Annotated in this window: 15 protein-coding genes and 1 pseudogene; 4 read left to right on the top strand and 12 right to left on the bottom strand. The window is 73.1% G+C overall.

Annotation, left to right across the window (positions count from 1 at the left end; genetic code table 11):
• Positions 1 to 57: 57 nt before the first annotated feature.
• A pseudogene (locus tag AB0B55_RS16525) lies at positions 58 to 444 on the top strand (helix-turn-helix transcriptional regulator); the annotation flags it as partial.
• Between the two features lie 117 nt (positions 445 to 561).
• Here AB0B55_RS16525 and AB0B55_RS16520 read toward each other — a convergent pair.
• The 3 genes from AB0B55_RS16520 to AB0B55_RS16510 form a co-directional block, all read right to left on the bottom strand.
• The gene (locus AB0B55_RS16520; RefSeq protein ID WP_357121124.1) at positions 562 to 1470 is read right to left on the bottom strand and encodes a hypothetical protein; all 909 of its coding nucleotides are present in this window, start codon (positions 1468 to 1470) and stop codon (positions 562 to 564) included.
• 79 nt (positions 1471 to 1549) lie between these two features.
• Positions 1550 to 2212 (bottom strand): response regulator transcription factor, encoded by a 663-nt coding sequence (locus AB0B55_RS16515; RefSeq protein WP_357121121.1) that lies wholly within the window; start codon positions 2210 to 2212, stop codon positions 1550 to 1552.
• Positions 2209 to 3327, bottom strand: coding sequence for a histidine kinase (locus AB0B55_RS16510; RefSeq protein ID WP_357172091.1), 1119 nt, complete (start codon positions 3325 to 3327; stop codon positions 2209 to 2211). Before AB0B55_RS16510 ends, AB0B55_RS16515 begins: the two co-directional genes overlap by 4 nt.
• A gap of 216 nt (positions 3328 to 3543) precedes the next feature.
• Between AB0B55_RS16510 and AB0B55_RS16505 the strand changes: the two genes are divergently transcribed.
• Positions 3544 to 3927, top strand: a complete 384-nt coding sequence (locus tag AB0B55_RS16505) for a DUF6223 family protein (RefSeq protein WP_357121115.1) — start codon at positions 3544 to 3546, stop codon at positions 3925 to 3927.
• 52 nt (positions 3928 to 3979) lie between these two features.
• Here AB0B55_RS16505 and AB0B55_RS16500 read toward each other — a convergent pair whose 3' ends face one another.
• Positions 3980 to 4354 (bottom strand): DUF6069 family protein, encoded by a 375-nt coding sequence (locus AB0B55_RS16500; RefSeq protein WP_357172090.1) that lies wholly within the window; start codon positions 4352 to 4354, stop codon positions 3980 to 3982.
• A 202-nt stretch (positions 4355 to 4556) separates the two neighbouring features.
• On the opposite strand from AB0B55_RS16500, the gene AB0B55_RS16495 reads away from it, so the two are divergent.
• The gene (locus tag AB0B55_RS16495) at positions 4557 to 5051 is read left to right on the top strand and encodes a MarR family transcriptional regulator (RefSeq protein ID WP_357121109.1); all 495 of its coding nucleotides are present in this window, start codon (positions 4557 to 4559) and stop codon (positions 5049 to 5051) included.
• A gap of 23 nt (positions 5052 to 5074) precedes the next feature.
• Positions 5075 to 6586 carry a PLP-dependent aminotransferase family protein gene (locus tag AB0B55_RS16490; RefSeq protein WP_357121106.1) on the top strand — a complete coding sequence of 504 codons (1512 nt, stop codon included), beginning with the start codon at positions 5075 to 5077 and terminating at the stop codon, positions 6584 to 6586.
• On the opposite strand, the gene AB0B55_RS16485 is transcribed toward AB0B55_RS16490, so the two are convergent.
• Genes AB0B55_RS16485 through AB0B55_RS16450 form a run of 8 tightly spaced genes read right to left on the bottom strand, consistent with a single transcriptional unit; the run spans position 6531 to position 14013 of the window.
• A complete protein-coding gene (locus AB0B55_RS16485) occupies positions 6531 to 7991 on the bottom strand; it encodes a UbiD family decarboxylase (protein ID WP_357172089.1) in 1461 nt (486 codons plus the stop codon). The two genes, AB0B55_RS16490 and AB0B55_RS16485, sit on opposite strands and share 56 nt — an antisense overlap.
• Complete coding sequence (locus AB0B55_RS16480) at positions 7988 to 8356, bottom strand: chorismate mutase (protein WP_357172088.1); 369 nt, start codon at positions 8354 to 8356, stop codon at positions 7988 to 7990. Before AB0B55_RS16480 ends, AB0B55_RS16485 begins: the two co-directional genes overlap by 4 nt.
• Positions 8353 to 8700, bottom strand: coding sequence for a cupin domain-containing protein (locus tag AB0B55_RS16475; RefSeq protein ID WP_357121097.1), 348 nt, complete (start codon positions 8698 to 8700; stop codon positions 8353 to 8355). Before AB0B55_RS16475 ends, AB0B55_RS16480 begins: the two co-directional genes overlap by 4 nt.
• On the bottom strand, positions 8690 to 9388 hold the full coding sequence (locus tag AB0B55_RS16470; protein WP_357172087.1) for a flavodoxin family protein: 699 nt from the start codon (positions 9386 to 9388) through the stop codon (positions 8690 to 8692). Before AB0B55_RS16470 ends, AB0B55_RS16475 begins: the two co-directional genes overlap by 11 nt.
• A 59-nt stretch (positions 9389 to 9447) precedes the next feature.
• Positions 9448 to 10752 carry a TrpB-like pyridoxal phosphate-dependent enzyme gene (locus AB0B55_RS16465; protein ID WP_357121091.1) on the bottom strand — a complete coding sequence of 435 codons (1305 nt, stop codon included), beginning with the start codon at positions 10750 to 10752 and terminating at the stop codon, positions 9448 to 9450.
• Between the two features lie 29 nt (positions 10753 to 10781).
• Positions 10782 to 12002 (bottom strand): MFS transporter, encoded by a 1221-nt coding sequence (locus AB0B55_RS16460; protein WP_357172086.1) that lies wholly within the window; start codon positions 12000 to 12002, stop codon positions 10782 to 10784.
• On the bottom strand, positions 11993 to 13228 hold the full coding sequence (locus AB0B55_RS16455; RefSeq protein ID WP_357172085.1) for an ATP-grasp domain-containing protein: 1236 nt from the start codon (positions 13226 to 13228) through the stop codon (positions 11993 to 11995). Before AB0B55_RS16455 ends, AB0B55_RS16460 begins: the two co-directional genes overlap by 10 nt.
• The gene (locus AB0B55_RS16450; RefSeq protein WP_357121081.1) at positions 13225 to 14013 is read right to left on the bottom strand and encodes a phenylalanine--tRNA ligase beta subunit-related protein; all 789 of its coding nucleotides are present in this window, start codon (positions 14011 to 14013) and stop codon (positions 13225 to 13227) included. Before AB0B55_RS16450 ends, AB0B55_RS16455 begins: the two co-directional genes overlap by 4 nt.
• Positions 14014 to 14062 lie beyond the last annotated feature (49 nt).

Here is a 14062-nt window from a genome sequence, read left to right as displayed (position 1 = left end):
GTGGTACCGCCGTCACCGCAGGGCAGATCAACCCGGATGGGAGGGCAGGACCTGAGGATGGACACCTACCCCACGACACCTCAGATGGCCTTCGCGCAGTTCGTCCGCCAAGCCGTCGACGACGCCCGCGAGGAACACGGCTGGACCGTCGGCGACATCGCCCACCACACCGGGGTGAGCCGCTCGACGCTGTTCCGCTGGCTCGCCGGAGACTGGCAGCGCTACCCCGAGCTGGCGAAGGTGCGTAGCCTCTGCGCCACCCTCGACCTCTCCATCGCCGCCGCGATCCGGCCGCTCGCGATGCCGGACGCGGCCGAGACGCCCCGGGCGCTGGCGCAGGTCGAGACGGACATGGGCACCATCCGCCGTCGTTTGCTGGACGACACCGTCTCGGCCGCGGACAAACGCCAGATCCGCGACCTGCTCCGCCGCCTCGCCGGCCGGGACCTTCCGGTCGAGGCGGCGTCGTCGACCGGCGCCGGGATCACCCGCCGGCCCCGTCGCGGGTGGGAACATCGCGCCGGTGAGCCGAGCGCGCGGACCCCCTAGGGCCCGCCGACGTCAGGTGGCCGCGCGTCCCTGCCGGCGAGAGCCGCCGTCCGGGCGACGGGACCCGATCCGGGGTGCCCGCACCACCGGCGAGCTGCCGACGCCGGGGCGATAGTCACGTGCCGCGGCGGCCACCATGTCGTCGGAGTCGTTCTTAAGCGCCTGCCGCACGTGCGACGGGATGAGCTCGGACGTGGCCATGGCCAGGCGTACCTGCACGGCACGGTCGTCGACCAGACCTGCCAGATCCGCCTCGCTCAGCTCCAAGGCGCGGACCAGGGCCGCCCGTACGTCCACCGCCGGGTCCCTGGCCAGGGCGCTGCGCTGCGCGGCGGTGGTCCGCGGGTTGCGGGCCAGCCCCTTGCGGACGCGGACGGTGCGGTCGGCCAACAGGGCGACGACGACCTCGGGGTCGTGGGTGTGGGTGGCGAGCCGCTCGCGTACCTCGGGTGAGGCGTCCTCGACCAGCTCGGCGGCGAGGTGGGGCTCCAACTCGCGGGTCTCGGCGAGCAGGCCCCGAAGCTCCTTGTCGGGCGCGGCGACCATCACCCGGCGGACCGACTCGTCGCAGGCCGGGTTGCTGGCGACGGCCCACCGGACCCACCGGTCGGCGTCCTTGACGAGACGCAGGAGGTTGCCGACCGACGTGGCGGGATTGCGTGCCACCGCCTCCCGGACCTGACGATCGTGGTCGCGGGTCAACGTCCGCAGAGCCTGCGCGGGCGCGTCCGGCCGCGCCGCGACCGCCTTGCGCACCGTGACCGATGCATCCGACGCCAGGTCGATGAGGGTCATCTGTGGTGTTGCGGGGTCCTGTGCGAGGGCGAGTCGAGCGTCCGCCCCGCCGTCGGTCGGACGGTCGGCCGTGGTTCCCGACCCGCTGTGCCGGTCGGCCCCGCCGACGTGCTGCTGCTTGCCCATGGGCGCAATCATGGCACGGGTCGACCGGGGCGCCGCGCGGCAAGCCTGGACGCCGTCCCTGCTCCGGGGGCCGCCGACCTCAGTGCTGACGCGGGGCCACCAGCCCGGACTCGTACGCGACGACGACGAGCTGGGCGCGGTCGCGGGCGTGCAGCTTGGCCATGGCCCGGTTGATGTGGGTCTTGGCGGTCAGCGGGCTGATCACCATTCGTGCCGCGACCTCGTCGTTCGACAGACCCTGGGCGACCAGGACGACGGCCTCGCGTTCCCGGCTGGTCAGCTCCCGCAGCCCGGTCGGGACCCGCAGGTGCTGTGGTTCGGCGACGTACCGGTCGATGAGGCGGCGGGTGATCGACGGCGCGAGCAGCGCGTCCCCTCGGGCGGCGACGCGTACGGCGTGCAGGAAGTCCTCCGGCTCGATGTCCTTGACGAGGAAACCGGCGGCGCCGGCGCGCAGCGCGTGGAAGACGTGTTCGTCGAGTCCGTAGTTGGTCAGGATGACGACGTGCACGCCGGCCAGCGCCGGGTCCGCGGCGATCAGCCGGGTCGCCTCGATTCCGTCCAGCACCGGCATCTGGATGTCGATGAGCGCGATGTCGGGCAGGTGACGTCGGGCGAGGGCCAACCCCTGGAGACCGTCGGCCGCCTCGGCCACCACCTCGATGTCGTCCTCGATGTCCAGGAGCGCGCGGAAGCCGCTGCGCAGCAGCGCCTGGTCGTCGACCAGCAGGACGCGGATCACGCGGACGGCCCGACGGGAAGTTCGGCGCGGACGGTGAAGCCGCCCCCGTCGCGGGGCGCCGCGTGCAGGCGACCGCCCAGGGCGGTGACCCGTTCGCGCATCCCGAGCAGCCCGACGCCGGGCGCCGGGGCGGCGGCCGGCGTGGCGGCGCCGTCGTCGTCGACCCGGATCGCGAGGGCGTCCGGACGGTAGTCGACGTGGACCGACGCGGTGGCCGCGGCGGCGTGCCGTGCGACGTTGGTGAGGGACTCCTGGACGATGCGGTAGGCGGTCCGATCCACGGCCACCGGCACGGCCTGTCGCGGCCCCCGCACCGTCAACGTCGCGTCCAGCCCGGCCAGCCGAGCCCGCTGCACCAGCTCCGGCAGGTGGTCGATGCCCCGCGGCGGGTTCCTGCTGTCGTCCCGCAGCGCCTCCAGGGTCGCGCGCAGCTCGCGGCTGGCCTCCCGGCCGGCCTCGCGGATCGCCAGCAACGCCTCCGGCACGGCCTCGCCACGCCGACGGGCCAGGTGGACGGCCACCTCCGCCTGCACCTTGATGATCGAGATCTGGTGGGTCAGCGAGTCGTGCAGCTCCCGCGCGATGTGCAGCCGCTCCTCGTCGGCCCGGCGTCGCGCGGTCTCCTCCCGGGTGCGCTCGGCCTCGTCGGCCCGCCGCTCGGCCTGCCGCAACGCCTCCCCCGCCGCGCCGGCGGCGATCAGCCACGCCACCTCCAGGGCGTCCCGGGCCCGCGCGAGCGCGTCGCCCAACGGCAGACCCTGCGGTGGGGCGAGCGCGGTGAGCGGCAACGCGACGAGCATCAGCACGGCGGCGACGACCGTGACGACGCGGTGGCCCGCCCGCACACCGGTGTACACCGCGAACAGGAAGGCGACCGCCGGCACGTCGAAACCGACCGCCTGGTAGCCCACCGCGCACAGCCCGGTGACGGCCAGGACGGTGACCGGAGCGCGGCGACGCGCCGCCAACGCCAGACCACCGGCGGCCAGCAGCGCGTAGCCCAGCAGGTCGAGGTCCATCGTGGAAGGGCCCGTGGACCGCCCGGCGACCAGCAGCACCACCGCCACGCCGACGGCGATGACCCAGTCCCGGACAACGGCACGCCCTGTGCTCATGCGCGCACCCTAGCCCGGGGCGCGCACCGGGCGACTCCTGCGCGCGAACGACCGTCGACTACCGCGTCCGTGGTAGTCGCGCGGCGGGTGCGTCGTACGCGGCAGCCGCCTGCGCCCGCCGCGGCAGGACGAAGAGCCTCCGGTTGCCGGACGACCGGCGGCCGGCGCGGCGACACGATCGAACGGCACACCACGACGTACGAGAAGGAGAAGCACATGTCGGTGTTCACCGCTGCCACGTCCGCCCTGCTGGAGGGGATCGCCGCCCCGGACCAGCCGTTGGCGGCCAGCGTCACCACCATGAGCACCGGTCGACTCGGGGCGAGCGTCGGCGGCCTGCTGGGCCTGGCGGGGGTGATCGTCGGCGCGCTGGCCCTGGCCCGCCCGACCAGTCGCGTCGGCACCGGCAGCGGGATGATCGGCGCGACCGTGGCCCTGGCGTCCGGACTGCTCGCCGTGGGCCTCGGCGCGCTGGTGGTGGCGACCTCCGACAGCGGAATCGGGACCGGCAACGGTCGGGGCGGGGCGTACGTGGCCCTGGTGGTGGGGTCGGCCGCCCTGGGCCTCGGTGGTCTCGCGTTGCGGCGCGTACGAGGTTGAGGGACCGCCCGTCCTGCTCCGCGCGGGAGCGGGACGGGCGGGCCACTCGCCGTCAGGCGCCCCGCGCGCCCCTGCGCAAGCCCACGATCACGACCGCGCCCACCACCAGGTGCATCAGGACGAGGGCGACCCGGGTGCCGGCCGAGGCGTCGACCAGGGAGGCCGGCACGAGCGACAGCACGAGGACGACGAGAGCGATCCCCGTCCAGATCGTGATGGCGCTCGCCCGGAAGCGCTCGAGCACCGCGAGCAGGCCCCAGCCGAGCAGCGCCGCGATCGCGGAGTTCAGGACGACGGCGAGCACCGTGACGTCCCGCGGGCCGGCGCCCTGGTCGACGGTGAGCTGCGCGCCGGCGAGGGTCGCGATCGACCACACGGCCACGGCGGCGAGCACGGCGACCGCGACGGCGATGGCCCGGTCTCGCACGCGCGAGGCGCTGGCACCGGCACGGGGAACAGAGGCTTCCGCAGACATCAGGGGTGACTCCTCAGTGGAGGGGACGTGCTGTCGAGATCGAACCGTATCAGAAGGTTCCGTTCTTTACTATCTCGTTCTTAACTTGTTCGCGGGACGACGATGCTCCGCTACGAGATAGTTCGAATCACGAACCAGTTGCTAGGCTGCCGCCATGACCACCGGAACCTCCGGGCCCGATGCCGCGACACCAGACCTGATGTTCCTGATGTCCTGGGCCACCCACGCGCTGGCTCAGGAACACGCCGCCGCCCTCTCCGGCCTGAGCATCTCGACGCGTGCCTACTGCGTGCTCGATCGCGGTCTCACCGGCGAGTTCACCCAGAGCCAGCTCGGCGAGATGTGCGGCATCGACAAGACGACGATGGTCGTCACCCTCGACGAGCTGGAACGTGCCGGCCTGGTCGGGCGTCGCACCTCGACGACCGACCGACGCGCCCGCATCGTCACCGTCACGCCCGACGGCGAGCGGCTGGTCGCCGAGGCGCGGCAGATCGTCGCGGGACTACAGCACGACATCCTCGCCACGGTCCCGTCGCGCGACCGCGCGATCTTCCTGGACGTGCTCGGCCGGCTGGTGCAGGGCCGACTGTCGACATTCGTGCAGACCGACCGCCCCGCCCGCAGGCGATCCTCCCGGGCAGCCTGACCTCGAGCGGGGAGCATGCTCAGGTGAGTTCGGACCAGCTCCTCGTCACGCTCGACCGCGCCAGTGCGGTGCCGTTGCAGCAGCAACTCTGCGACCAGATCAGCTCATCCGTACGCGCCGGCCGGCTGCGCCCCGGCGACGCGGTGCCGCCCAGCCGCGAACTGGCGCACCAGCTCGGGGTCTCCCGGACGGTGGTGACCCGCGCCTACGAGCTGCTGCGGGCCAACGGGGTGCTCACGTCGCGGCGTGGTTCCGGCACCCGGGTCAGCGCCGCACCGGCCGACGCGCCACCGCGGGTCCCCCGCGCCGCCCGCGCGCACCTGCGACCCGAGCCCCCGCTGCCCACCGACGCCGGCAGTCCCCTCTGGAAGCCCTGGGAACCGGCGCCGATGCACCGGCCGGACGGCACGTACGACTTCCGGCACGGCACCCCGGCGCTGGCCAGCTTCCCGGTGACCCGGTGGCGGCAGTCGCTCGCCGACGCGGTCAGCCGGGCGGACGCGGTGGCGTTGGGCTACGGCCCGGCCGAGGGTTCCCCGTCGTTGCGTACCCAGATCACCGCGCTGCTGCGACGCAGCCGGGCGCTGGACGCCCGCCGCGAGGACACGGTCGTGACCAGCGGCGCGACTCAGGCCATGGACATCCTGGTCCGGCTGCTCGTCGGCGCGGACGACGTGGTGGTCATCGAGGATCCGAGCCACACCGTGCTGCGGCAGATCTTCGGCTACTCGCGGGCCGCCGTGGTGCCGGTCCCGGTCGACGAGGAGGGCCTGCGGGTCGATGAGATCGACTGCCGGGTCCGCGCGCACGGCCTCGACCCGGCCCGGGTACGCCTCGTCTACGTCACCCCGTCGCACCAGTTCCCGACCGGGTTCATCATGTCCGACCGGCGACGGCGGGCGTTGCTGCGCTGGGCCCGCGACCACGCGGCGACGGTGCTGGAAGACGACTACCACAACGAGTTCACCTTCGCCGAGGAGCGGCTCGCGTCGTTGGCCGCCGACCCGCAGGACGCGGACGTGGTCTACGTCGGCAGCTTCAGCAAGACCCTCTTCCCGTCGCTGCGCATCGGATACGCGGTGTTGCCGCCGCACCTCGTCCGGTCGTTCCTGGGCATCAAGTGGATCACCGACCGGCTGACCCCGACGGTGACCCAGGAGGCGTTGGCCGAGTTCATCTCCTCCGGCGCGTACGCCCGGCACATCGGCCGGATGGACCGCCTCTACCGCCAGCGTCGCGCCCGGCTGCTGGAAGCGCTGTACGAACACTTCGGCGCGGGAGTACGGATCTCCGGCACGGCGGCCGGGCTGCACGTGCTCGTGACCCTGGGCGGCGCGCACGACGTCGATGAGGCCGAGATCGTGCGCGCCGCCGCCGCCCGGGGCGTACGGGTCTATCCCGCCTCGGGCTACTTCGTCACCCGGCCGCCGACCGAGCCGACCTTCCTGATCGGGTACGCGGCGTTGCCCACCGCTCGGATCACCGAGGGAGTGGCGCTGCTGGCCGCCGCGGTGCGGGACGCGACGGCTCGGTGAAGCGGGGCCGGTGAAAGCGCGCGCTCTGGGCGTACGGGACGGTGCAGTCGAACACCGCCTTGGCCGTGCGCCCGTCGGCCGAGAGCGACGGCGAGTAGCCGGTGTGCTGGCTCGGATCGAGCGGAAAGCCCTCCCGGTCGGGCAGCACGACCAGGTCCTGATCGGCCTGGAACCGGGTGACCATCGCCCACCACAGGTCCTGGTCGGACTCGATGTCCACGTCCTCGCCCACGCACAGCACCAGCTTGGCCATCCGGAACTGCTCCAGCACCGCCTCGGCGGCGGCGCGCACCGCGACGTCGTCCTGTGGCCCGCGCTTGGCCGACCACTGGAGCACCACCATGAGCTGACCGCCACCGGCGGTGTGGCAGTGCGCCGCGAGCGCCGGTGTCCCCCGCCGCCGCAGCACGTCCAGCACGGCGGCCTCCATCCCGAAGCCGAGCAGGATCGACTGCTCGTGCCCGGGCCCGGAGACCGCCTGCAGGATCGGGCTCTCCCGAGCGGTGATCGCCGTGGCCCGGATCAGCGGCAGCGAGGGGTGCGCGCGACCCTGGTAGCCGAGGAACTCCGGCGTGGCCACCGTGCCGTGCGCGCTCTCCGGCGCGTGGTCGGCCAGCAGCTCACCCTCGATGACGTACTCGGCGTGGGCGATGAACTCGGCGTCCACCGTGGCGCAGGGCAGCAGCTCCACCGGCTGGCCGGCGAGCGCGCCGGCCACCGCCAGCTCATCGAGGTCGGGCGGGACCAGCGAGGTCGGGCAGCAGGAGGAGAGCAGCACCGCCGGACTGAGGCCGAGGTGGATCGCCACCGGCAGTGGGCGGCCCCGGCGCAGGGCGGCCTGGTACGCGAGTTCCAGGTCGCGCCCCGGCACCATCCAGATGGTCAGCGTGTCGGGCCCCTGCACGCACATGCGGTGCACGGACAGGTTGCGGACCCCGGTGTCCGGGTCGGTGGCGAGCACCGCGCCGAGGGTCAGGTAGGGCCCGGCGTCCTCGTCGGTGAGGACCGGCACCGGCAGCGCGGTCAGGTCCAACGGCAGCGACTCGCGAAGCCAGCGGGACGCGTCGGCGGCGAACTCCGCCGGGCGGGGGGTGGCCACCGCGTCGAGCAGCCGGTGCGGCAGCTCGGCGGGCGTGCAGCCGAGCAGGCCGGCGGCTCGTCGACGGGTGCCGTAGAGGCCCATCAGCACCGCCCGGGTGGGTCCGTCATCGGGGCGTACCCGGTCGAAGAGGACGGCCGGGCCGGCGCCGGTGGGAGGGGCGGCGGGCGCGCCCGCCCAGCGGGCGTAGTGGGCGGACACGCCGTAGCGGGCGGGCAGCTCGGTGGCGACCCGCACCAGCTCGCCGGGGAGCGGGTCGAGGCTGGCCAGGGCGTGCCGCAGGTCGACGGGCAGACGGTGGCTCATCTGGTGTCCGTCGCCGCGGCGGCGGCGCGGCGGGCCGCCAGCATGTCGAGCTGCATCAGGGTCAGCTCCTCGATGAGGGCGCGGTACGTGCCGACGGCCACCTCGGGCGGCATGCCGTGCCCGACCGCCAGGGCGTGTACGCGGTCGAGGACCTGCCGCACCCGCTCGGGTGAGCGGACGGTCCCCTCGTCCGTCTTGTGCACGGTCAGCTCCCGCACCACCCGGGTGCGCTCGGCCAGCAGGGCGATGATCTGCCGGTCGAGCCCGTCGATGGCGACCCGAAGCTCGGCGATCCGGGCCGGCCCGTCGGCGTCGCCGGCCGGCGTCGACCCGGCCGGCGAGGCGACGCTCTGCTGGTCGCTCACGGCTGCGGAACCTCGTCGACGACGAAGACGACGGTGGGCTCGGCGTCGCTGCCCTGCGACCGGTGCTCCTCGTCGTCGGGAATGACGAACCCCATGCCGGGGCGACACGGCACCGACCGGTCCCGGAAGTGGATGGTGAACTCGCCCTGGAGCACGTAGCCGGTGTGCCCGCGCAGGCACCAGTGGTGCTCGTCGAAGCCGGGTGGCAGCTCCAGCAGGCGCAGCCGCTGACCGCCCACGTACGTCATCTTGACCCGGCCCTCGGCGCCCGGCTTGTCCCACCTCTCCCACTCGGTGGCCGGGAAGTCGATGCCGACCGGAGTGGCGACCTGCTCAGTGGACATTCTCGATATCTCCTCTGCTCTGGACGGTTTCGGCGCGACGGGGCCGCGGGACGCGTTCGTTGCGGTCCCGGCGCGGCAGGACCGGGCCACCGTCGACCCGCTGGTGCCGCTTGAGCAGCTGCACCATGTCGAGCATCCGGTGCACCATCCGCTCGAGCGCGTCGACGCCTTCGGCGTCGGTCAGCCCGGGGCTGCCGGTGGTGTTGCGCAACAGGACGGGGAATCCGCTGCCCACCAGGATCATCCTGTTGAGCAGCAGGTTGTTGACGATCTGGTTGTGCACGGAGGAGTCGCTGTACCGACGTCCGGTGACGATGATGCCGCCGACCTTGTCGGCCAGCGGCCGGTTGAACCGCAGGTAGCCGACGCCCGCGCGCTCGATGAAGACCTGCATGAGGTGGGCGAGGCCGAAGCCGTGCACCGGGGCCGCGTAGATGAGTCCGTCGGCGGCGGCCATCTGCTCCACCAGGGCGGGGACGTCGTCGTCCAGCCGGCAGGGCAGCGTTCGGCTGTTGCAGTCGCCGCACGGGCTGCACGGCGAGATGCGGTGCTCGCGGAGCACGATCGTGCGCAGGGTCGCGCCGCGTTCGGCGATCAGCCGGCCCGCGTGCGCGATGGCGTGGTCGGTGTTGCCGCCGGCCCGTTCCGACCCGTTGATGGCGAGGATGGTGGCTGCTTCGCTGTGCATTGGCGCCCCCGGTGCTCGGCGCGGGGGCGGACGCCACGACGGCGTCCGCCCCCGCGAGGTCAGTCCGTCAGCTTTCCGGCGAAGTAGTCGATGTAGGCCTGCATGTCGAAGTGGCCGTGCCCCGATAGGGAGAAGACGATCGCCTGCGACTCGCCCGTCTCCCGGCAGCGCAGCGCCTCGTCCACCGCCACCCGGACGGCGTGGGTGGACTCCGGCGCCGGCACGATCCCCTCGCTGCGGGCGAAGAGCACGCCCGCCTCGAAGCAGGCGGTCTGCGGCACGGCACGCGCCTCGATGAGGTCGAGGTCCCGCAGCGCGCTGATGATCGGCGCCATGCCGTGGTAGCGCAGTCCACCGGCGTGGATGGCCGGTGGGCGGAACTCGTGGCCCAGGGTGTGCATCTTGGTCAGCGGGGTGAGGCCGGCGGTGTCCCCGAAGTCGTAGTCGTAGGTGCCCTGGGTCAGCGACGGGCAGGAGGAGGGCTCGACCGCGACGAACCGCACGGCCGGGCCGCCGCCCAGTTGGCGGCGCAGGAACGGCAGGGCCAGCCCGGCGAAGTTCGAGCCACCGCCGGCCGCGCCGATCACGACGTCCGGGTAGTCGTCGGCCAGGGCGAGTTGGAGTTGCGCCTCCTGGCCGATGATGGTCTGGTGCATCAACACGAGGTTGAGCACCGAGCCGAGGGCGTACTTGGCGGCGCCACCGCTGGCCATCGCCGCCTCAACCGCCTCGGAGATGGCCAGGCCGAGGCTGCCGGTGGAGTTCGGGTCGGCGGCGAGCGCGGCCCGGCCCGCCGCGGTACGGTCGCTCGGGCTCGCCGTCACCGACGCGCCGAACGTCTCCATCAGCCCCCGCCGGTACGGCTTCTGGTCGTAGCTGACCCGCACCATGAAGACCTCACAGTCGAGGCCGAAGTACGTGCAGGCCATCGAGAGCGAGCTGCCCCACTGGCCGGCGCCGGTCTCCGTGGTCAGCCGCCGCACGCCGTCGAGCTTGCTGTAGTACGCCTGCGGTACGGCGGTGTTCGGCTTGTGGCTGCCGGACGGGCTGACCCCCTCGTACTTGAAGTAGATCCGGGCCGGCGTGTCGAGGGCCTTTTCCAGACGGTGGGCGCGGACGAGCGGGCTGGGCCGCCACTGGCGGTAGATGTCCAGCACCGGCCCGGGGATGTCCACGTCCCGCTCGGTGCTGAACTCCTGCTCGATCATGCCGGTGGCGAAGAGTGGTTCGAGGTCCGCCGGGGTGAGAGGTTCCCGGGTGCCGGGGTGCAACATCGGGGGCAGCCCCTTGGGCAGGTCGGGAACCACGTTGTACCAGGTCGTCGGGATGTCGCTCTCGGGCAGCACGAACTTCGACGTCGTCATGGCGCCTTCCGATGAGGGGTGGGTGGGTGTCAGGGACTGGCGGTGGCCGGTTCGGCGGGCGCCGGCACGGGCCGGACGGCCGGTCGGATTCGCAGCGCCGCGAACGCGACCACACCGACCACCGGGGTCAGCAGGAGGATCAGGAGGACGGGCTGGTGCCCCTGGGTCTGCCAGACGAAGCCGAGACCCATCGGCACGACCAACCGGGCCGAGCTGAGCACGAAGGCGTTCAGGGCCATGAAGCTGCTGACCCGACGCTCCTGCACGTGGTCGGCGATGTAGGTGGGCACCACCACCGAGGCGATGATCTCCCCGAGGGTCCAGACCACCGTGGAGAGCAGCACGGCGGGCAGCGAGAAGGCGAACACCAGGACGGCCATGCCGGCCGACCAGAGCAGGCCGGCCACGATCAGCAGGACCCGGGTCGAGTACGCCTTGATCCGCTTTTCGATCAGCAGGCTGGCGCTGACCACGACGACGCTGTTGATGGTGTAGACCGCGCCGACCACCGCCACCGACGAGTGCAGCACGGTGGTGACCGCGAGAGGCAGCGTGTATTCCAGGCCGATCAGCGGCGCGACGTAACAGAAGGAGACCAGCACCAGCAGCGCCACGTCGACATCCCGGCGCAGCCCGGCCCAGCGGGTCGTGACGACCGGCGCGGTCGTCGGGGCACGGCGGGTCTCGGCGGGTACGAACAGCCAGATGGTGGCCGCCGCGAGCAGACCGAGCAGGATGTTCCCGGCGAACATCAGCTCGTACGACAGGGCCGCCGCGAACCCGCCGAGCAGCGGGCCGACCCCCATGCCGAGGTTGTTGGCGAGATAGCTGACGGTGTACGCGAACGGCCGCTCGCCCGGCTCGGTCAGGTCGGCGATCAGCGTGTTGGCCGCCGGGGAGAACATGCCCATGCCGACCAGCGCGACGAAGAGCAGCACCGCGTACGTCCAGGTGGGACCGTCGACCACGGCCAGGCCCAGGTAACCGGCCGCGTTGAGCACCAGGCTCGCCACCAGCGCGGCGCGGCGGCCGGCGCGGGCGCAGACCGGCCCGCTGAGCAGGCTGCCGGCGAGCAGACCGGTACTGCCCGCGGAGATCAGCACGCCCGCCTCGCCGGTGCTGAGCTGCCGGCTCTGCACCAGGTAGACCGCGAGCAGGGGAAAGACGAACATGCCGGCCCGGTTGATGAAGGACGCGTAGACCAGCATCCGCAGCGGGCGGGGCAGGGCCCGGAACCGGCTCAGCCACATGACGACTCCCCCACCGGTTCGGTGCGCACCTCGAAGGAGTCGCGGATGACCTTGAAGCGGGCGCGGACGGCGTCGAAGTCCCGCCCCTCGCAGACGTACCAGCCGAGCACGTCGTTCGAGGCGGTCGGCGCGGCGAGCACGTCACCGACGCGCTTCCACACGTCCGCGTCGCGTACCGCGTCGAGCGCCCGCAACTGCGCCGCCGAGGTGATCGCGGTGATCCGCCCGTACCGGTCGGAGCACAGGTACTCGGTGCCGATCTCCGGCCCGAGCGTGGTCGTCGGCACGTGCTCCGGGTCCAGTTCGAGGCGGCACCACTCCCCGGCCAGGTTGATCCCCCGCCCGGCCTCGATGGCGGGGACGATCGAGCCGCCACCGGCCCGGGCCGCCGCCTCGCCGAAGACCACCTCGCCGTCGTCGCGGAGGAAGAACTCGACGTGCGCCACGCCGGTCCGCATCCCGAAGCCACGCAGCACGGTGGCGCTGGCGGCCAGGATGCGCCGCTCGGCGTCGGTCAGGTCGTGTTTGCGGGAGACCGTGCCGCCGGGCTCGTCGCGGAACTCCAGGACGGAGTACGTGTAGCGGGAGAGCTGCTCGAAGACCACCTCGCCGTCGCGCAGCAGCGAGTCGACGTGGTATTCCGCACCCCGGACGTACTCCTCCACCCGGTAGTCGTGCCGGTCGTCGGCGATCAACGGCCACACCCGGGCCAGGTCCTCGACGGAGTCCACCCGGTGCGTGTCGCCGCAGGCCCAGCCGGCGTACGGCTTGACGACCACCGGCCAACCGACCTCGGCGGCGAACTCGGCGACCGCCCCGACCGTCTCGGGGCGGCAGGAGCGGGCCACCGGCACACCGAGCTCGGTGGCGCGGCGGTGCATGACGTTCTTGTCGCGGAAGGTCAGCGCCCTGTCCGGGTCGAGCCCGTCGATGCCGTGGTCCCGTCGGCAGTGCGCGGCGGTCAGCACGTCGCCCTCGAAGAGCGGGAAGACGCGCCGCACCGGGTGCTCGGCGACGATCGTCGCGACGATCGAACGGACGGCCTCGCGGTCGTCGAGGTCGGCGTGGTAGCAGGGCAGACCGGCGGTGTCGGCGGACGGCTGCCCGGTCGGCAGCAGCGCGACGGTCGCCACGCCCCGCTCGGCGGCGGCGGCGACCACGGCGCGGAACTGGGCGGCGTACCGCCCGGCCGCCGGGCGGTAGATCACCAGGATCGCGGGGTTCACGGACGGCTCCGACCGTTGCTGCCCGCCGGGCTCAGCGGTCCCGCGGTACCCAGGACGGCGCTCGTCGCGTCGCGGTCGAGCACCGCCTCCTGCCGTGGGCCGGCGGACATCCCGGCGAGGACGCCGCCGAGGCGGGCCAACGCGTCAACCACCTCCGCCCGTCCGCCGGGGTGGGCCGACTCGACGGTGAGCAGCAACGCGTGCGGGCCCAGGTCGGTGCGGACCAGGTGGCCCTGCCGCCAGTTCCAGCGCCGCGAGTGGGCCCGCCCGTCGGCGTCGGCGTAGACGACCTCACCCGGCTCGGGACGCTCGGGCGCGTCGGGAACGCCCAGCGGCAGGTACGTCTCGGTGCCGTCGGCCGGCCGCACCACGAGGTCGGTGAGGCCGTCGACCGCGCACGACGCCACCGGCAGCGCCGCGCCGAGCGAGACGGCGTTGCAGAGGTCGACCAGGGCGTTGATCCGGGGCAGCCGGTCGCCCTTGGCCACCCGGCGGGTGATCGATTCGGCGGCACAGGGGAACCGGTTCGGGTTCACCCCCACCGCCCGGTACGCCTCGCGCCAGGCCGCGATGCCCGGCAGGTCGGCCACGCCGGCCTTGTCCAGGCCGGCGCCGTGCAGCGCGTCCTCCGCGGCGGTGAGCAACGCCGACACGGCGGGAGGCGCCGGTACGACCTCGACCAGCGCCACGGCGAGCACGCCGAGCACGTAGTCCGGCACCGCGGTCAGCACCCGGTCGTCGATGCGGACGGTGAGAGTGGCCGCACCGTCGCTGAGCTGGGTCATCGTGATCCTCGTGAGAGTCGGGTCCGATTGTCCGCCCGACCGTACGCAG

It is taken from the genome of Micromonospora sp. NPDC049107 (genome assembly GCF_040648595.1).
GTDB lineage: Bacteria > Actinomycetota > Actinomycetes > Mycobacteriales > Micromonosporaceae > Micromonospora.
This window is presented reverse-complemented; position numbering and strand designations above follow the sequence as displayed.

Bases quoted from the DNA above. Each gene is read 5' to 3' on its own strand.
- AB0B55_RS16475 (WP_357121097.1), bottom strand. From the start codon at position 8,700: ATGTCCACTGAGCAGGTCGCCACTCCGGTCGGCATCGACTTCCCGGCC.
- AB0B55_RS16495 (WP_357121109.1), top strand. From the start codon at position 4,557: ATGACCACCGGAACCTCCGGGCCCGATGCCGCGACACCAGACCTGATG.
- AB0B55_RS16510 (WP_357172091.1), bottom strand. From the start codon at position 3,327: ATGAGCACAGGGCGTGCCGTTGTCCGGGACTGGGTCATCGCCGTCGGC.
- AB0B55_RS16520 (WP_357121124.1), bottom strand. From the start codon at position 1,470: ATGGGCAAGCAGCAGCACGTCGGCGGGGCCGACCGGCACAGCGGGTCG.
- AB0B55_RS16465 (WP_357121091.1), bottom strand. From the start codon at position 10,752: ATGACGACGTCGAAGTTCGTGCTGCCCGAGAGCGACATCCCGACGACC.
- AB0B55_RS16470 (WP_357172087.1), bottom strand. From the start codon at position 9,388: ATGCACAGCGAAGCAGCCACCATCCTCGCCATCAACGGGTCGGAACGG.
- AB0B55_RS16460 (WP_357172086.1), bottom strand. From the start codon at position 12,002: ATGTGGCTGAGCCGGTTCCGGGCCCTGCCCCGCCCGCTGCGGATGCTG.
- AB0B55_RS16505 (WP_357121115.1), top strand. From the start codon at position 3,544: ATGTCGGTGTTCACCGCTGCCACGTCCGCCCTGCTGGAGGGGATCGCC.
- AB0B55_RS16485 (WP_357172089.1), bottom strand. From the start codon at position 7,991: ATGAGCCACCGTCTGCCCGTCGACCTGCGGCACGCCCTGGCCAGCCTC.
- AB0B55_RS16450 (WP_357121081.1), bottom strand. From the start codon at position 14,013: ATGACCCAGCTCAGCGACGGTGCGGCCACTCTCACCGTCCGCATCGAC.